Genomic DNA, 18,829 nt, shown 5'->3' on the forward strand with positions numbered 1-18,829 from the left:
CCATGACATATTCTGCTTATTCAGGCACCCACGCGGTGGGTGGCCTTGAAATGAACCATATTAGAAAGTCATTTCCGGGAACTGTCGCGCTGGATGGAGCCACATTTCGCATTCAGCCGGGAGAAGCTCACGGCCTTATTGGCGAAAATGGCGCGGGAAAATCCACCTTAATCAAGATCCTGGCGGGAGTTTATCACGCGGATAGCGGCGAAATAATCGTTGATAATAAACGTCTTAATCCCGTCACCGCCACAACTGTTCATGCCAGTGGCATTCGCTTTATTCATCAAGAATTGCACCTCATTCCGCACTTTACTGTGACTGAGTCGGTCTTTATGGGGCAAGAGTTACGTCACCGTTGGCTGGGTTTAGACAAACACGCGATGCGGCAAAAAACGGAGCAATTCTTCAGACAAATTCTGAATACCGAGATAGATGGCAATACTTTAATTAGTGCGCTGAGTATTGCCGAACGCAAGTTGGTGCAAATTGCCCGGGCGTTGATTGATGGGCAGGCGCGGTTGGTGGTATTTGATGAGCCGACAGCCCCGCTGGAAGCCAGTGAGGCGCAGCGGGTGTTTGCCGCCATTAGCGAATTAAAATCCCGTGGCATCGCCATTATTTATATCTCTCACTATCTGTCAGAAATAACGGTGTTATGCGACCGCGTCACCGTATTTCGCAATGGCAAAGAAGTTGACACTTTATCTGCCGTAACCCAACAGGATATTCCACAATTAATTCGTTTGATGATTGGCCGGGATCTCGAGGCGCTGTTTGCACCGCGACAGCCTAAAACGGCATTAAAACCGCGGCTTGAAGTTAATCAACTGCGGCTTAACCGCGCATTTTCCCCACTCAGCTTTCAGATTGCTGAAGGCGAAATTGTTGGTATTGCCGGTTTATTGGGGTCAGGGCGAGACGCGCTGATTGACACTCTCTATGGCCTGCAACGGCCCAGCGGCGGCAGTATCACCATCAATGGCCAGTCGGCCTCGATCCTCTCTCCAGCACAGGCCATTGCGCAGGGTATCGTGCTGGTGCCGCGAGATAGACGCCATCAGGGATTGGTGCTGGAAATGCCCGTAACCGATAACATTAATTTGGCGTCATTATCCAAAGTGGCATGGGCGGGCTGGGAACAACGCGGTAAAGCCTTGGCGCGCGCCAAGGCGTTGGCAAATCGCCTGCGTATTCGGCCCAATAATCTTCGTCAACCCGTTCGTTTCCTCAGCGGCGGCAATCAACAGAAAGTGATTTTGGCCCGCTGGCTAGCGACGGACGCCAACCTGTTTATTTTGGATGAACCCACACTGGGGGTGGATATGGGGGCGAGAGCGGAGATTTATCAATTGGTGGAGTCATTGGTGAGCAGCGGTAAAAGTGCGTTGGTTTCCTCCAGTGATGCCAGTGAGCTTATCGGGTTATGTGACCGCATTTTAGTGATGTTACGGGGTGAGTTGGTGGCGGAAGTTTCCACACAAAATCTGACGTTGGAAGTGTTGCTGGCACTAACCACCGGTAGCACACAATTACCGCCACAACCGGCAGAATGGGAGGCACGGATATGAGCCAACTCAGTCACAGCCAATTGAAAAAAAAGCCGCATGGCGGCAAAAGTTTCCTGCCGAACCAACGGCAATTAGTTGATAACATCCCGATATTGTTATTCGCCGCCTTATTACTTTTCCTTTGTGTGCAAGCGCCTTATTTTCTCGGCTGGCAAAATATTACCACCATTCTGCGACAAACCGTGCCGTTGGCTATTCTCTGTTTGGGGTTGGTTTGCGTGGTTACCGGCGGTGGTGATGATGTCGTTTCGGGAGGCATTGATATTTCGCTACCCGCGATTGCTGTTTTGGGCGCAGCCATCATCAGTGAGGGGCTGACCCACCAAGGTGCGGGATATTTGACTATCGCGATATGGGCGATTGGCGCGTCATTGTTGGCCGGCGCGGTCAATGCTGTGTTGGTGGTTTGGGTGAAGTTACCCCCATTATTGGCGACATTGGCGACATCAGTTGCTTTTATCGGCATCACTAACTTGATAACTCAGCAGCGACGCATCAGTGTGGCGGATAGTGCGATTGTGGCTTTTCGTGATAATCGCTATTGGGGATTGCCCGCTGCAGTTTGGTTTATGCTGATTATTTTTGCGGTATTGCTTTTTGTGCTGTACCGCACCCGCTGGGGGTTACATTTACAGGCGAGTGGCGGAAATCGCGAAGCGGCAGAGATGTCGGGCTTGTCAGTCAAACGGCTGGTGGCGCAATCCTATTTACTGGCTGCGCTGACGGCGGTGTTAGCGGCATTAGCGCTGGTGGCTCGGGGTTCCGGAAGTTCACCAGGGACGGAAGAGTCATTATTGCTGGAAATGGTTCTCGCGACATTCATCGGCTCTGCATTTTCACGCCGCCGGGTCGTCACCATTGGCGGTGCATTGCTCGGCGCGTTATTGGTCAATGCATTATCAAATGGATTGGCATTATTGCGTGTTGATATTTTTTGGGTTGGCGCAATAAAAGGCGCGCTGATATTGCTGGTACTGGCGACCTCTGCATTGAAGTCCCGGGGGCGTTACTGATGAAAAATGTCAATATTCACTATCGTGAGCGAGTTTTACCGGCCCTGAAGTATTTACTGATTCAATATGGGTTTGTTTTAATATTAGCGGCATTTTTTGTTTTTTTCTCTTTGAAAACCAATGCTTTTTTCTCACTGGCTAATCTACAAAACTTACTGCAAGGCAATGCCATTTTACTGATTGTGGCGCTGGCGATGACCCTGGTAGTCACCACTGGCGGGATAGATCTTTCCGTCGGGGTAGCACTGGATTTTGGTGCCGCTTTTGCACTTATTGCCCTCAAACAATACCAATTGCCTTGGCAAGTGGCGATATTGGCGGCATTGGCAGGTGGCGCATTAATCGGCTTATTGAATGCTTTCTTGATTGTCTGGTGCAATGTCCGGCCTTTTCTCGCCACCTTGGGCACTTATTTTATTGGCAGTAGTGTGGAACGGATTTATACCGATGGCGGTGGCCCCATTGCTTTCCGGCGTATGGCGCAGGAATATCACTATCTGGCGGTGGGGTCATGGGCGAATATTCCTTTGCCCGTGATTTTTGCCGGCGGGCTATTTCTGCTCTATTTTATCTTTTTTGAACGCACTATATTGGGTAAGCGGATTCATGCTCTGGGCTTGAATAGTCAGGCGGCTAATGCGGCCGGTATTCGTGTTAAGCGCTATCTGTTCTGGACATTAATGATTACCTCGGTGACTTGTGCATTGGGCGGCGTCATTTTGTCGGCAAACTTGCGTCAGTTCACGCCATTGGCGGGGCAGGCTTATTTGCTGGATGCTATCGCGGCGGTCTTTATTGGCACCGCTTTTCATGCTCAGGGGCGGCCGAATGTACCGGGCACGTTGGTCGGAGTGTTATTTTTGGGAATGGTCGCGAATGGTTTGAATCTGTTAGGGCTTGATTTTATTGTTAAAGATGCTTTGACGGGCATTATTTTGGTGGCAGCTTTGGCGCTATCATTTATCCAGCGCAACCTTAAGCGCTCCCAGCGTGCGCTAGCATATGAATAAGGAAATGCAGTGAGTCAGTTTGATGCCGTGTTTGTGGGTCTGACCATTTTAGATATTGCCGGGCGTCCGGTGAGCGGTATTCCGGAAAAGGGTGGGGTGCATTTTATCGACCAAATCCGCCTTAATCCAGCGGGAACCGCCAGTGGCGCGGCGATGAATGCCGCCAAACTGGGGATTCATACCGCCACTTCCGCGTGTTTGGGCGAGGATGAGAAAGCCGATTTCATTCTGAGTGTTTATCATAAGCTGGGGATTGATAGTTCGCTTATCCAGCGCACCGCGCAAGCAGAAACCTCAGCCACTATCTTGACCATTCGGCCTGATGGCGAGCGGCCTGCATTGCATTGCCGCGGGGCTTCTGATCATTGGTATGTTGAAGACGCTGATTTTGATGCGGTGTGCAACACCCGGTTTTTGCATCATGGTGGTAGTGGGTTACTGGCAGCCATGGATCAGGGGCAAAGTGCGCGGCTCTTGCAGCATGCTAAAAGCCAAGGAGTCATCACCAGTTTTGATCTCATTGCCCCCAACTCACAAACGCTCACATTGTTAAAACCGATGCTGGCTAACATTGATTATTTTATGCCGACATTAGAGGAGGCCGCTTTTCTTTCTGGTCTGGATAATCCGCAGGATATTGCCCAGTTTTTCCTCGATCTGGGCGTGGGAACCTGTATTTTTAAAGCGGGGGCGCACGGGTCTTATGTGATAAGTCCGCAGCATAACTTCCGTGTGCCAGCCTATCAGGTGGCAGTGTCGGACACGACCGGCTGTGGCGACAGTTATTGCGGCGGGTTTATTGCTGGACTCGCCAAAGGGAGGTCACTGGAACAGTCTTGTGAGCTTGGCTCGGCAGTGGCGGGATTAGTGGCGACCGGCTTGGGGTCGGATGCCGGTGTGGTGGATTGGGCGCATACGCTTGATTTTATGGCGCGGACGCCCAGATTGGGCTAATTAACTCACTCAGTTATTTAACCGGCTTAGTTGTAGCGATATAACAAAGGTTCATTGCGCAGAAAACGTTCAATATCCTGCGCAATCATCGCCGTATGTTTCACCAGAGTTTCACGTGTTGCACCCGCAATATGCGGGGTGATAACCACATTATCAAACTCATGAATAAATGGGTGGCTGGCATGGATGGGCTCATGGGCATAGACATCTAATGCTGCCCCTGCCAATTGTTTGTGCCGCAAAGCATCAATTAAATGTTGTTCAACCACCACTGCCGCGCGTGAGGTATTGATAAAATAGGCCTCCGGTTTCATCAGTGAAAACAGGTGGGCATCAATTAAACCCTCAGTTTGTGGGGTGACTTTCAAGTGTAAACTGACAAAATCGGCTTGGCTGAACAGTTGTTCCAATGTGCTTTTGTGGATGCCGGGCTCATCCAGTTCCACCTCAGAAACATAAGGGTCGGCAACCAATAATTGCATACCAAAAGCCCGCGCAATGCGCCCAACGCGCTGTCCAATACTGCCGTAACCGACAATTCCCAAGGTCTTATTGCGTAATTCAATACCTTTGAACACTTCATAGGGGCTGTCTTTGGTCACATCCCACACCACATCGGTTTTAAGCCCAAAATGACTTTGCTCCGTGGCAGTGAATTGGCCCTGTTTTAGGGCGCTATGGGCCTGTGGGATATGGCGAGCCACATTGAGCATCAGCGCAATCGTCAACTCTGCCGCCGCATCGGAGTTGCGCCCAGGGGTATAAATGACTGGAATACCCCGTTCCGTTGCCGCTTTTACATCAATATTGACCGGGCTGGCCCGGGTACAAGCAATCAGCTTTAGTTGCGGGCAAGCTTTAATCACTCGCGCAGTAATATCATCATAACTGGTGACCAGAAAGTCAGCATCTTGCCCGAGCGCGATCAACTGATCTTCGCTCAGTTTGGGTTCCCCTGCCGCCCAACCACTGATAACCAATTCACCTAACTGATGGAAATGGTCGAGGCTGCCAGAATATTCTGCGGTAAAGAGCGTTTTCATAGGGGGGCCTGAGAGTGAAGAGACAATGTAAGGGTATTTAGCTGACTCAGGGCCTGCTCTCTGGCTTGCCAAACGGGTTGTAGCGCGTCGCGCAGTTGGCGGAAAACAGGATAGAGCGCGTTATACACTTGCACTTGTTGCGGTTCGGGTGTGTAGGTCGTGATGTCATCAAGTGAGTCGATGGGATAAACCGTCTGTCCGATGGATTGCGCTGCCAATATGGCAGCTCCGCGGGCACCTAATTCTTTAGCTCGGCGGGTGATAACCTCGCGGCCAGTGCAATTAGCAATAATCTGTAACCACAGACTCGAGGCTGCTCCGCCACCAGCCAAATACAACCGACCTCCAGCAGGATAATCAGCCAGAGAATCTTTGATGGCGTAAGCCAGACCTTCAAAAACTGCCCGTAATAAGTGGTTATCTGTGGTGTGTTGGCTGATACCGAAAAAACCGGCGCGTGCAGATGGGCTATAAAATGGCGCACGTTCACCATTAATATAAGGTTGATAAAATACCCCAGCACAACCTGCGGGAATGGCTTTCAACTGGGTGCTAATGTGCGAAAAATCTCTATTTTCGGCCAGCTGCGACAGCGCCCAATCAATATTCGGGGTGCCGGATTGCATGGCAAATAAATTGATATAATTGCCGCTTAACACATGGGGGACAAATCGCGTTTTCCGGTTAATCCGCTTAATGTCATGACAAACAATACCGGTACAGCAAGTGGTGCCGAGGATGGTATAGACATCCCCATGATTCACCGCCCCCATCCCCAATGCGGTGGCTGAAACATCCAATGCACCCGCACAGACCGGGATACCGGCTTCCAGCCCGATAATCTGTGCGGCTTCCGCGGTGATGTGGCCTGCAACAGCGGCTGATGATAATAGCGGGGGAAATAGTCGCGCGGTATTTGTTATCCCTAATTGTGTCAGAACCTCATGTGATAATTCGCCGCGTTGCAAATCTAACAATGAAGTGCCGGTATCACTGATTTCCAGCCAGGATTCTCCAGTCAGTTGGTAGCGAATCCAGTCTTTAGCGAAAAAAAAGCGATCTGCTTGCGCCAATGTTTCAGGTTCATATTGCTGTAACCAACTGAGAATCAAGCTGCTATTGCACGGTAATAAAGGGGTGCCGTTGATAGCAAACAGTTGTTCTTCCAGGCCCGGCTGCTGCTTAAATTGCTCAACTAGCGCGGCACTCCGGGTGTCACTCCATAAGATGGCATTACGGATCGGGTGCCCCTGCTTATCCACTAACCAGACGCCTTCGCCTTGCCCAGTAATACCAATTGAGCGAATCGCATTTTGCCTCAATAAAGGCGAAGCCATCACCGTTTTTAGGGTGGAAACCACGCCTAACCAGAGGCTGTGCATATCTTGTTCTGCATAGCCGGGGCGGGGGGATAAAGTGAGGTTATCGACGGATGCCACCAGACACTCATTGAAATGGGTATCAAATAGCACTGATTTAACTTTTGAAGTCCCTACATCGATTCCCAGATAATAATCCATCGGGTATTACCATCATTAAAAGTCATAATATTCCGAGTATAAAGGGGAGGGCGGCCAGTAAGATACTGATTGCATATGATTTTTATTGGATTGCAAAGTTAAAAATTAGCTTTAGAGGGGGTGAGGTAAGCCGCTGAAGTAATACATTTTGCGAAATGGTATTCGCGATAAAAAGAGAGATAACCATGCTAAATGGGTAATAGAGTCTGTAAAGAGAAAATGTTATTTAATATTATTGAGCATTAATATGTTGATTAATATATTTTCCCTGCAAAAAATTCAGAGGAAATATAAATCTGAGGCAGAGTCGTAAAAATAGATTCTTATTTATTTATTTATTTATTTATTTATTTATTTATTTATTTGTTTGTTTGATTTTTATTGTTTTTTAATGTTTATTTGGAGTCATTTCTTCGAGATATTCTCTCGTTTTTTCGCGATTAAACGTAGATTAAGAGAATTTAACCGGCAGAATCACGCCATGATTAACTGTGGCGTAAGACCTTTCCTACACCAAGTCAGCCTACAGTCTTATATACAAGGAATGTCTTAAAACGTCTAATAGACACATAAATTTTGAATTCATATTTTGATTTGGGTCAACCAAATAAAAATGAATTTAACTCCCAGGCACCAGGCCTATTAACGTTTGGGTATCGCAACGCGATAAACATAATATCAGGATTATTTAAATGAAAAAGCAACTGGCTAAAATTACTGTACTGTCTTCTTTGATTTTTGGTATTAATGCTGCCAATGCAGAAGCACCGACTGCAGAATTAAAAGTAATAGGCACGTTGACTGTGCCAAGCTGTACCATTACTCCTCCGGATGAGGGTGTTTACGATTTTGGTAACCTGTCTTCATCTTTAGTTAAATCAGGTACTGCGACTACGCCTCTGACGCCGATGACTAAAACCTGGACAATAAGCTGTGATGCAGAAACTTACCTGAACTTTACACCTGTAGATAACCGCACTGCATCTGCCAGTGTTGCGGGAACAACTAACTTCGGTATGGGTAACGTGAATAACACCGGCAAAATCGGTTATTATACTGCACAAATGAAGAGTGCCACTGTCGATGGTAAAGTATCTAACGTCTTCTCATCCGCGACTTCAACCTTTGCTGTAGCAACAACTGCTCCGTTGACAACAGGTCTGCGTACCGGTTGGTCATCTGCTGCTAATACCCAGAGCACCGGTAAAATATTTACTGCTGATATTACTGTTAGCCCTATTTTGGCTGGTACCACGACGATGGGTGGCCCGATCACTGAAGATGCAGAAATCGACGGTTCATTGACGATGAACTTTGCATTCGGTATCTAAATAACCTGTTCGGCACGGTATAAATTGAGGGCAGATCTTTATTTCTGCCCTTAATTTTGCCTTAAAACACAGTCATGGATAAGTGTTGAGAATATATATATTGGAAGGACTCATCATTTTATGAGAATGCATACTTTCAAATTAGCTCTTTTCACCTCATTAATTTTCTCTGTCACCGTGCAGGCGGCACCGCCTTCTGCAGAATTAAAAGTGAAAGGGAAAATTGGGGTGCCAAATTGCACAGTAACAGCCCCAAATGGTGGCATTTACGATCTAGGTAAGATTTCAGCCACGAATGTGAAATCAGGTACCGCCATCACGGCATTACCTACAATGACAAAAACCTGGACTATCAGCTGTGATGCTACAACGTATTTAAGTTATACCAGTATCGATAATCGTCTTACATCTGTGAGTGATACATCAACCACCCGAAATCACGGGTTGGGCAATATTAATGGCACCGGTAAAATCGGTTTTTATACGGCGACATTAAGTAACCCACGGGTTGATGGTAACAGCACTTCAATGTATTACAGGCTAAGTACCGGGGCGGCGACAGCAGGAACCAGCCTGTATTTGGTCGATAGTTATTATTATGGCTTCTCTAACGCCTCTGCCGTCGCCATTGCCGGAAAATCGTTTAGTACTGATATTACTATTGCACCAACATTGGCGGGAACCACGACCATGAACGGCCCGATCACTGAAGATGCGAATATCGATGGCTCAATGACAATGAACTTCTCATTTGGTATTTAATGGTTATGAAAAGCCTGATAATGAAATCTGCCATTTTATCTTCTTTGTTATTAGGCGTTGCCGCCCATGCAGCAGCACCTACTGCTGAATTGAAGGTTAAAGGGAATATTGGTATCCCAACCTGTACTATCAATGCCCCTGATGGCGGTATTTATAATGTTGGTGAGATTTCATCAAGCCAGATAAAAAGTGGTACAGCAGTAACAGTATTGCCATCGATCACCAAAACTTGGACAGTCACTTGTGATAGCGTGACGTACCTGAGTTTAAACGCGATTGATAACCGCAAAGCTTCTGTTAGTGATAACACCGGCATTCACAATTTCGGTTTGGGCTTTGTGAATGGCAGCGGAAAACTGGGTTTTTATAAAACCACGATGAGTAACGCCACTGTCGATGGCGTGAGCAGTTTGCTCTATTTTATTGACGCTAATAACATACTGCAGGGCGGACATACTTTGGAGACGCTAACCAATAATTTCCGCTTTGGTTGGTCTGAAAATGCGACGACAGCAAAAGCAGGTAAAGTATTCAGTGCCGATTTTACGGTAATACCGACATTGGCAGGATCAACTACCATGGGCGGGGCCATCACTGAAAATATCAATATCGATGGTTCTGCGACTATGAATTTTTCTTTTGGTATTTAATTCATAAAAATCCTATACATCAGGTTGTTTTCAATTTTTAATAGCCTGGTGTACTTTTTATTGCATAAAGCAATATTGTCTATTAATTCACTCATTTTCCTTGTTTTAGGACACCATTGTGTTTGCGCGTTGTGTTGCGTTTTCATTTACAGCATTCCTCTTATCTCTCTTCCCTGTAGCGGTTTTCTCCGCAACAAAAGAGGGCGCGGTAGCATTTGACATAAAAACACTGGAAGGTTTGGGATATTCGGCGGAATTAGCGGATTTTTTCAGCAATAAAGATAGATTTTTACCCGGTCAACATGATGTCACTATCATTGTGAATGCCAATAAAACCTATCATATTGAAGCTACCTTCGACAGTGAGGGTAATTTATGTGTAGACCGAAAGTTATTGATTGCATTGAAGTTACGTCACAAAGATAGCGGCGACAGTTGTGAAGACATTGAAGCCTTGTGGCCTGGTGTGGCTATAAAACTATTTCCCGGCCAATTCCGGGTTGAAATGACGTTGCCCCAAGAGGCATTTGATCCTGAGATGGAAGGCAGTGATTACCAAAGTGGCGGTCATGCATTATTATTGAACTATAATCTGTTCGGCCAGCGAATTGAGAGCAAGGGCGATAATCTTAATTTATTCCAAGGACAGTTTCAGCCGGGGATTAACTTTAATAACTGGGTACTGCGTAACCGGGGATCCTATACCTATAATCAAGGGGTAGGCCATTATGATAATCAGGAAACCTACGCATTACGCGCAGTGGAATCATTGAAATCAGTGGTGCAGTTAGGTGAGTTTGGTTTAGTCGGTGACACCTATTCTGGCTTGCCGATCGCCGGTGCCCAGATATATTCCGATAATGCTCAACTAAATAATACACAGTTGGTGGTGCCCATTGAAGGCATTGCCAATACCAACGCAACTATTGAGATTCGCCAGCGCGGACGAGTTATTTACCGCACCGTTGTACCTCCTGGCCCATTTTCATTATCCAATATCAGTAACTTTTCCAGTGGCGTGGTTACGGATGTTGATGTTATTGAAGAAGATGGCACCCAGCAGCATTTTACCGTATCGAATGCGCTGGATCCTAACTTTGAACAGCAGGCGACGACCTACCAATTGGGGTTGGGCCGTTATCGCGATAGTCTGAATGACAGTGAGAGCAAGTCACCACTATTGGCATCGGGTGAGATGTCTTTTAACCCGATGAGCGCATTGCGTATGACTTCTGCCGGGTTGCTTTCCCCTGATTATCAAAATATCAATGTACAAAATCTTTATAGTGGGTTGGAGAATGCCTGGTTTTCGGCAGCGGCAAGTTACTCTAATACTAAAAATGTCGGGCAGGGTTACCAGCTCACCTTACAAAATCAGGTCGCAATTAACGGAAATCTGAGTGCTTCATTGTCGACAGTATATGACTCATCAAGTTATTGGTCGCCGGATAATGCTCTGAGTAGTGGCAATAATCTGAATGATTTAAAGTACGGTAAACTGAAGAATTCGACGTCGGCAGCGATGACGTGGGCGCATCCTCGTTGGGGCGCTTTTTCCTATGTTTTGTCTAATAATATGTATTATCAGGCGGCTGATAGTGTTTCTCACACATTCTCAGCAAGCGAACAATTTGGCCGGGTGACCACGACGCTAAGTTTTCAATCCACTTCGCAGGGACAAAATGCGTTATATGTGGGTATCACTTTGCCATTGGGTAACGGCTCACTCAGTGGTCGGATGCAGCGTAATAATGGCAATATGACCTTAGGCAGCACCTATCAAGGTCGCTGGGGAGACAACAAAGGTTACCAGGTAGGCATAACAGGCAGTGATAGCCAGCGGCGTATTAATGGGGCGGTGAATATGAACTCGGCGTATACACAACTGGCGGGTGGGGTTTCTCAGGCAACCAACAATAGCCGCTCAGCTTATGTTTCTGCTAATGGTTCAATGGCTTATGCCAATAGCACTTTTGCCACTTCTTCGTCAGCAATTGGTGATACTTTTGCGGTAGTGAATATACCGAGTCAGTCTAATTTGCGTATTTCGTCACCGAGTAGTGGAACATCGATTACCGATTATGCAGGGACGGCATTATTGCCATCAGTGATGCCTTATACGGCATCAAAAGCACAAATAAGTACTAAAACATTGCCACTGAATATTCGCCTTAACAGTACCAGTGCCGATTTGAAGATGACTCGTGGCACTGTCGCTACCCGTAATTTTGAAGCAACAGAAACTCGCCAGTTATTGCTAAGTATTCGTGATAGTAACGGTGAAATGTTACCGGTAGGGGCTAATGTGCTTGATGAAAAAGGTAATTTCCTGGGAACCATTATTGGTGATGGTAACTTTATGTTGGAAAACAAAGCAATTGGTGCAACGTTACGTGTTAAGGCTACCAATCGTAATGAATGTGTGGTGAGTTATGTTGAACCGGAGAAGTTTGACCCGGATGCATTATATGAAGTTGCTGACGCTGTATGTCATTGATTTATTAAATTGTCGAGCAAGCAGATACTCAGTGAATATTTTTTAGACATAGGATTTATTATGAAAAATACGATGGTTAGTTATGGTAGTGTGAGAGTAATGGCTGCTCCTACTCCTATTCTCAAACGTGTTAAATCGTTTTTTATGTTCAATTTACTGGTGTTGTTAAGCTGCTGGAGTTTGGCATCTAATGCATCTTTCAAATTAGAAAGCACCACGGTCATTTTGAAAGAAAGTGATGGTCGCACCAGTTTTACTATTGAAAACACTTCGGCGAACCCGATATTGCTGGTGACCAAGTTGGTTGACTTAGATGGTAAAAATCTGAGTAAGCAAATTTTGATTTCTCCACCGGTAACGCGTATTGATGCTGGGCAAAGTCAGCAGGTTAACTTTGTATTGAAGAAAGGCACAACACTGGATTCAGAAGTATTATTAAAAGCTTCATTTGAAGGGGTTGAACAGGTGCCAGGTAATGCGACAGTGATGCCAATTCGCCAAGAAATTGGTTTTCTCATTCAGCCAAATGCTGTGCCACAGATTAAAACCCCTTGGCAGGAATTGGTTATCTCTACATCCGGTAATAACTTGATTATTAATAATCCGAGCAAACATGTCGTTCGCCTTGGCCCACAGGTAATTTTAGTGCCGAGCAATGAAGTTGTTCCCTTGGGCAGCCATTATATTATGCCGGGTGTCACCAAACAATTTGCGATTAAGTCGTCACCTACATCAGTTAAAGTTACACCTCTGAGCCGTTATGGTTTTGTGCAACCGGAAGTGACGGTTCCTGTTTCGCGCTAACCAAGATTAGTGCGTTCATCAATGCGAAAGGCGGCCGATAATGGTCGCCTTTTTAATTGTCACCCCTAAACTACCTCCCAGGGAGGTGGTGATTGATTAATCAGGGAGCGGAAAGGGCTAACTGTCTTTTTTCTTGCCAAAAATCTTCAATAAGGCACCAACGGCACAACCAATCACTACACCTAAAATGACCCATTCAGTAAATGACATATTCAGACCCTTTTATTCGTTTGGCCTGATTATATAAACTATTCCCCGCTTGTCCATGCTCGGACAACTCGACATTAATTACATCGCGACTTTACAGCTTCGCTAGCATCTCTCGGGTAACCAGCACAATCCCACTTTCCGAACGATAAAAACGGCGGGCATCTTCATCCGCATTTTCACCAATCACCATACCTTCAGGGATAACACTGGCACGGTCTACGACACAGCGATGCAACCGACAAGAGCGGCCTACATTGACGTCGGGCAGTAATACGCAAGAATCGATATTACAGAATGAATTAACGCGTACTCGAGAAAATAATACCGAGTTAACCACCACAGAGCCGGAGATAAAACAGCCGCCTGATACCAAAGTATTCATGGTCATACCATGGCTACCAGAGCGATCTTGTACAAATTTTGCCGGTGGCAATGGCTCGGCATAGGTGCGTATCGGCCAATGTGAGTCATACATATCTAACTCTGGCGTGATAGCTGCTTGATCGAGGTTTGCTTGCCAATAGGCATCTAATGTCCCGACATCACGCCAATAATCAGGGGCATCGGGTGAGGTGGAAACACAAGATAATGAGAACGGATGTGCCCAAACATGGCCCTGTTCGGTGATTTTCGGCAGAATATCTTTACCAAAGTCATGACTGCTGTTTTCGTCTGCGTGATCACTCTCAAGTAGACCAAACAGGAATTCGGCGTTAAACACATAAATCCCCATACTGGCCAGACTGCTATCGGGCTTGCCAGGCAGCGTAGGAGGATTTTCAGGTTTTTCCCAAAACATTTTCACTTGTAACTCTTCGGAGACTTCCATCACACCGAAGGCCGTTGCTTCTTCCTTGGGCACTTCGATACAGGCCACGGTGCAAGCTGCGCCGCTTTCTACATGATCGAGCAGCATACGCGAGTAATCCATCTTATAAATATGATCTCCCGCCAGAATCACGACATATTCGGCACGATAGCGGCGAATAATATCCAGATTCTGAAAAACCGCATCTGCGGTGCCGGTATACCAGTGTTCCTGCCCCTGACGCTGTTGTGCGGGCAATAAATCTACAAACTCATTCATCTCTTCACTGAGAAATGACCAACCATGTTGGATATGTTGCACCAAAGTATGGGACTGATACTGTGTTATCACGCCGATGCGGCGAATACCTGAATTAAGGCAATTTGATAGTGCGAAGTCGATAATGCGGTATTTTCCGCCGAAATGAACAGCGGGTTTTGCTCGGACAGACGTGAGGTCTTTAAGACGTGAACCGCGACCACCTGCAAGAATCAGGGCTACGGCTTTATTGGGAAGTTGTCTGGCCGACATGACTCTATCGATATCACCTGCTTTCCGCATGTCAGACTCCTTATCATTTGTATGTATAGCCGTCGGATTACAAGCTATATCCATCAATCCTAATATGCTAAATACTGCCCGGATAATGACCGGATTTATGCCTCCTTTAAGTATTAACGTCGTCAATAACATAATCGGCTAATTATCGTTCTAACAATGAGAAGCGAATCAAGTTTAGCGTGTTCAGGTTAAAGTTTTTCGCCCCCCCTATCTCATGGAGAGGGTGGTGTGTTGCTTTCTACATTGTGAGGTTTGTAATCCTCGACCATACTCGATAGGGCAAAAATATTCGTAGTTTTAATAAGGATATAAAATTATGACAATAGCAAAAGAATATCTGCGGTTATCCATACTCACTTTGGTGCTCAGTAGTTTTACGCTAAGTGCTGCACCGCTTGCAGCACAATCTACCGGTTACACTTTGGAGCGCGTGGTGATTTTGAGCCGCCACGGTGTTCGTTCCCCGACGAAACAAACACAGTTAATGAATGATGTTACACCGGACAAATGGCCACAATGGCCAGTAAAAGCGGGCTATTTAACGCCGCGAGGGGCAGGATTAGTCACTTTAATGGGCGGGTTCTATGGTGATTATTTCCGCAGCTATGGGTTGTTACCGGCGGGGTGCCCGGCAGACGAATCCATCTATGTGCAAGCTGATGTTGACCAACGTACCCGCTTAACCGGGCAGGCATTTCTGGACGGTATAGCCCCGGATTGCGGCCTGAAAGTACATTATCAAGCTGATTTGAAAAAAATTGACCCATTGTTCCATACCGTCGAGGCGGGGGTATGTAAATTGGACCCAGAGAAAACTCATCAGGCTGTTGAAAAACGCTTGGGTGGGCCATTAAATGAACTGAGTCAACGCTATGCCAAGCCCTTTGCCCTGATGGGCGAGGTGCTGAATTTTTCGGCCTCACCTTATTGCAACTCACTGCAACAGAAAGGAAAAACCTGTGATTTTGCGACTTTTGCAGCAAATGAAATCGAGGTAAATAAAGAAGGGACAAAAGTCTCACTGAGTGGGCCATTGGCGCTATCATCGACATTAGGTGAAATTTTCCTATTACAAAATTCACAGGCCATGCCAGATGTCGCCTGGAACCGTCTCAGCGGTGAAGAAAATTGGATTTCATTATTGTCACTGCATAATGCACAGTTCGATTTGATGGCCAAAACCCCTTATATCGCCCGGCATAAAGGAACTCCGTTGTTGCAACAAATTGATACGGCATTAGTGTTGCAACGTGATGCTCAGGGGCAAACACTGCCGCTGTCACCGCAAACCAAATTGCTGTTCCTCGGGGGACATGACACCAATATTGCCAATATTGCGGGTATGTTAGGGGCCAATTGGCAATTACCGCAGCAACCTGATAATACCCCGCCAGGCGGAGGGCTAGTCTTTGAGCTATGGCAGAATCCGGATAACCATCAACGCTATGTGGCGGTGAAAATGTTCTATCAAACGATGGAGCAGTTGCGCAATGCAGATAAGTTAGATTTGAAAAACAACCCGGCAAGAATTGTTCCCATTGCTATTGAAGGGTGTGAAAACGAGGGTGATAACAAACTTTGTCAGCTTGAAACGTTCCAAAAGAAAGTCGCCCAAGTGATAGAACCTACATGCCATATTTAAATTATGACTATCCAGGACGAGTTTATATCTTTCGGATAGGTCAATAGCCCACATTGTAATAGGGACTTGCGATGTGGGTTTATTATAACTAATATTATTAAGGATTTATTGTGGTGAATGTTATTTAAATAAAAAATGGAGCTATCTGTGAGATACAGGTAGCTCCGAAAATTAGTGATAGCACTAATAAGACAATGTTTCAATTAGCGGAAGCACTACAATTTAAGTATTATTAACCTAGTCTGACTAAATCGAAAGGTACATAGCGCTCACCAGTATGCAGGAGCTCTACAACCCGCTCTCGCTCTGCTTGTGTAGGTGCCATGCCATCAGCGTGAATAGCCTTGGCTACGTCAATTTCCCCTGTTTGTGCGACCATGACACGTTTACCAGGAATAATTTGGTTTCTGTTTCTGTCATAGACCTTAACCATATTAATCTCCAATAATTATCTGATAAGGTTCAATAGTTACTGGGTGTAAATTTCACACCTAAAATCAAATAAATATCTAAGATATAAACCTATTGTTAACGTGAGATTGAACAACTAAACAACTTTTATATAGACCTCTCTCGGTAAGAACAGTTTATTTTCCTCAGTCAAAGCTATTATGGAGTTGGCTTACTTTCTGTGAAAAATGATATTTATTTTTTTAGCGGGGATCAAGTCGTATAAGAATTTTTTTATCGGATATAGGCTAATAAAAAATCCGCTTTGTCAGCGGATTTTCTGTAGACGGCCAGCAATGTGCTATATCAGTGACTTCCGCGTTAAAGATTCCAGTATTTTTAGTGGGGATTGCTGAGGGTCTTTCATCCCTTCAACCGGCAGCAGGAAAGTTTGTTCCAACATAAATTGCCCTCCCATCGCCGCGTGAGGCGTTTGATCTGAAAAACAGATCCAGCTGCTACCCGCTGGGAAATCAATAGCTTGCTGTAGGCCATTTTTTTGGTAATCAGAGTCTGACTTCATCTTATCATGCAGTTGAAGCATTAAATGATCGTAATGGCTGCGGCGGCGCTTGGTTATCCCGACCTTATGCTGCAACCAACTGCTGATAGGGGAATAGCTATCGAGTTGCGGTAAATAGCGACCGGCTAATTGCGAGAAACCTTCCCCTACGCGCCATGAACGGGGTTCATTATGAGGGTTGATATTGGTAAAAATTCGGATGATGCGCTCACCATAATTAGGCCGCGACGGGAAAGCATCCACATGTAAGCGGCTATCATCCTTACGCCAAGATGTTTTATCACGCCAGGCCGTAACCGGGTGCAAACGTAAGCTATTGGTCGGACTGTGCAGGGCAGAGATATAATCCGGCAATAATTGGTTCACCAGACTGAGGCAATTCTGATAATAACGCTCAAGCAACTGATGGGTTAATGTCATTTTGCTTTCATCAGTGACACCGGTTAGTGTGCCTTCCATAGGCTTAAAGCTGATATTTTTACGTTTTATATCCACTAAGGCGGGGTCAAGCAGTTGCATTTCCTGTTCACTCAGCGCAAATGCCAAATGAGGCAGAAAAAGTACTTTACCTTGCTCCAGAGCCTCAACAGCACTGGAGTTTTGCGTGTTATCTTGACCCCAATGGGTGTAGGGGAGCGTAAGAATCGATGAATCCGACGCATTGTTTTGATTATTACTCATCAACTATTCGCTTCCATATATTAATCATGTCAAGAATAACCCTTTATTATAGATAAAATGAGGGCTAGGGTACATATTTCAAATTTTACTTTCTTTGGACAACTGCACTAAGGGTGGAAAGCGCCGTATAATTGGGGATGATTTAACAATTGAGGTTTGGATTTCGGCATGTTCTGACCAACGGTCAATAATCGTATCCAATTGCTCCATCGAATGAATATATAAACGGCTAATGAAGCAGTCGTCGCCGGTCACTTTGTCACACTCAACACATTCAGGTGTTTTCTGAATCATTTCTTCAGTTATTCGTAGCATTCCTGCCCGCGGTTTGACGCGCACAATAGCTTGCAAGTTATACCCGAATGCCTGTTGATCCAAATCTAGTGTGTAACTGCGGATAATATGACGTTCTTCGAGGCGTCGTAAACGTTCGGAGGTACTGGGGGAGGAGAGATTGACTTGCTGTGATAGGTCCTTCAAAGATATCCGTGCATTTTTTGCTAAGATGGTAATCAATTGTTCATCAATCTTGTCCATGCCTACCCGCCTTTTATGATTAGAAACAATAGGTTCATTATAGATGTCATTGTAATATGTTAACGACAGTTTCCCGCTAAATATAATGACGTTGGTGAATAAAAGGCGAGTTTTTTGCTAGCGTTAGTCACATCAATAAAGGCTTGGGCAATATTGACTATTAAAGCAGTAATGCCTGCCACCACGGATTTATCTTTGAGAAAGTCGAGTTTATACACAGAAGTATATCCTCTACCGTGACTGGCAGAGGGGAAGGTCATGC

General features: G+C 45.8%; 17 protein-coding genes. 10 read left to right on the top strand and 7 right to left on the bottom strand.

Annotation, left to right across the window (positions count from 1 at the left end; all coding sequences use genetic code 11):
* Window positions 1–2: 2 nt before the first annotated feature.
* Genes DX162_RS14075 through DX162_RS14090 form a run of 4 tightly spaced genes read left to right on the top strand, consistent with a single transcriptional unit; the run spans window position 3 to window position 4,548 of the window.
* On the top strand, window positions 3–1,571 hold the full coding sequence (locus DX162_RS14075) for a sugar ABC transporter ATP-binding protein (RefSeq protein WP_004391204.1): 1,569 nt from the start codon (window positions 3–5) through the stop codon (window positions 1,569–1,571).
* Window positions 1,568–2,584: an ABC transporter permease gene (locus DX162_RS14080; protein WP_032820100.1), complete on the top strand. Its 1,017-nt coding sequence runs from the start codon at window positions 1,568–1,570 to the stop codon at window positions 2,582–2,584. The genes DX162_RS14075 and DX162_RS14080 overlap by 4 nt, the downstream gene beginning before the upstream one ends.
* Complete coding sequence (locus DX162_RS14085; RefSeq protein ID WP_098080812.1) at window positions 2,584–3,594, top strand: ABC transporter permease; 1,011 nt, start codon at window positions 2,584–2,586, stop codon at window positions 3,592–3,594. Before DX162_RS14080 ends, DX162_RS14085 begins: the two co-directional genes overlap by 1 nt.
* 9 nt (window positions 3,595–3,603) lie before the next feature.
* On the top strand, window positions 3,604–4,548 hold the full coding sequence (locus DX162_RS14090; protein ID WP_004391207.1) for a carbohydrate kinase family protein: 945 nt from the start codon (window positions 3,604–3,606) through the stop codon (window positions 4,546–4,548).
* 26 nt (window positions 4,549–4,574) lie between these two features.
* Here the strand turns inward: DX162_RS14090 and DX162_RS14095 are convergent, their stop codons facing one another.
* On the bottom strand, window positions 4,575–5,591 hold the full coding sequence (locus DX162_RS14095) for a 2-hydroxyacid dehydrogenase (protein ID WP_032820101.1): 1,017 nt from the start codon (window positions 5,589–5,591) through the stop codon (window positions 4,575–4,577).
* A complete protein-coding gene (locus DX162_RS14100; RefSeq protein ID WP_004391209.1) occupies window positions 5,588–7,111 on the bottom strand; it encodes an FGGY-family carbohydrate kinase in 1,524 nt (507 codons plus the stop codon). Before DX162_RS14100 ends, DX162_RS14095 begins: the two co-directional genes overlap by 4 nt.
* Before the next feature lie 692 nt (window positions 7,112–7,803).
* Between DX162_RS14100 and DX162_RS14105 the strand changes: the two genes are divergently transcribed.
* The 5 genes from DX162_RS14105 (at window position 7,804) to DX162_RS14125 (ending at window position 13,155) form a co-directional block, all read left to right on the top strand.
* A complete protein-coding gene (locus DX162_RS14105) occupies window positions 7,804–8,442 on the top strand; it encodes a DUF1120 domain-containing protein (RefSeq protein ID WP_004391210.1) in 639 nt (212 codons plus the stop codon).
* 120 nt (window positions 8,443–8,562) lie between these two features.
* Window positions 8,563–9,204 (top strand): DUF1120 domain-containing protein, encoded by a 642-nt coding sequence (locus tag DX162_RS14110; RefSeq protein ID WP_032820103.1) that lies wholly within the window; start codon window positions 8,563–8,565, stop codon window positions 9,202–9,204.
* Window positions 9,204–9,854 carry a DUF1120 domain-containing protein gene (locus DX162_RS14115; protein ID WP_032820106.1) on the top strand — a complete coding sequence of 217 codons (651 nt, stop codon included), beginning with the start codon at window positions 9,204–9,206 and terminating at the stop codon, window positions 9,852–9,854. The genes DX162_RS14110 and DX162_RS14115 overlap by 1 nt, the downstream gene beginning before the upstream one ends.
* 118 nt (window positions 9,855–9,972) lie before the next feature.
* Window positions 9,973–12,351, top strand: coding sequence for a fimbria/pilus outer membrane usher protein (locus DX162_RS14120; protein WP_004391214.1), 2,379 nt, complete (start codon window positions 9,973–9,975; stop codon window positions 12,349–12,351).
* A gap of 72 nt (window positions 12,352–12,423) precedes the next feature.
* On the top strand, window positions 12,424–13,155 hold the full coding sequence (locus DX162_RS14125) for a fimbria/pilus chaperone family protein (protein WP_408642845.1): 732 nt from the start codon (window positions 12,424–12,426) through the stop codon (window positions 13,153–13,155).
* A 301-nt stretch (window positions 13,156–13,456) separates the two neighbouring features.
* Here DX162_RS14125 and glgC read toward each other — a convergent pair whose 3' ends face one another.
* Window positions 13,457–14,734 (bottom strand): glucose-1-phosphate adenylyltransferase, encoded by a 1,278-nt coding sequence (gene glgC, locus DX162_RS14130; protein ID WP_050118167.1) that lies wholly within the window; start codon window positions 14,732–14,734, stop codon window positions 13,457–13,459.
* Between the two features lie 316 nt (window positions 14,735–15,050).
* On the opposite strand from glgC, the gene DX162_RS14135 reads away from it, so the two are divergent.
* Window positions 15,051–16,376, top strand: a complete 1,326-nt coding sequence (locus DX162_RS14135) for an AppA family phytase/histidine-type acid phosphatase (RefSeq protein ID WP_004392102.1) — start codon at window positions 15,051–15,053, stop codon at window positions 16,374–16,376.
* Window positions 16,377–16,608: 232 nt separating this feature from the next.
* Here DX162_RS14135 and ydfZ read toward each other — a convergent pair whose 3' ends face one another.
* From ydfZ to DX162_RS22300, 4 genes are all read right to left on the bottom strand, one after another.
* Window positions 16,609–16,809, bottom strand: coding sequence for a putative selenium delivery protein YdfZ (gene ydfZ / locus DX162_RS14140; RefSeq protein WP_032820637.1), 201 nt, complete (start codon window positions 16,807–16,809; stop codon window positions 16,609–16,611).
* Window positions 16,810–17,127: 318 nt separating this feature from the next.
* A complete protein-coding gene (locus DX162_RS14145) occupies window positions 17,128–18,030 on the bottom strand; it encodes a Kdo hydroxylase KdoO (RefSeq protein WP_004392105.1) in 903 nt (300 codons plus the stop codon).
* 78 nt (window positions 18,031–18,108) lie between these two features.
* Window positions 18,109–18,567, bottom strand: coding sequence for an Lrp/AsnC family transcriptional regulator (locus DX162_RS14150; protein ID WP_032820638.1), 459 nt, complete (start codon window positions 18,565–18,567; stop codon window positions 18,109–18,111).
* A gap of 59 nt (window positions 18,568–18,626) precedes the next feature.
* Window positions 18,627–18,785 carry a hypothetical protein gene (locus tag DX162_RS22300; RefSeq protein WP_004392107.1) on the bottom strand — a complete coding sequence of 53 codons (159 nt, stop codon included), beginning with the start codon at window positions 18,783–18,785 and terminating at the stop codon, window positions 18,627–18,629.
* Window positions 18,786–18,829: the final 44 nt, after the last annotated feature.

The organism is Yersinia kristensenii (assembly GCF_900460525.1).
Lineage (GTDB): Bacteria > Pseudomonadota > Gammaproteobacteria > Enterobacterales > Enterobacteriaceae > Yersinia > Yersinia kristensenii.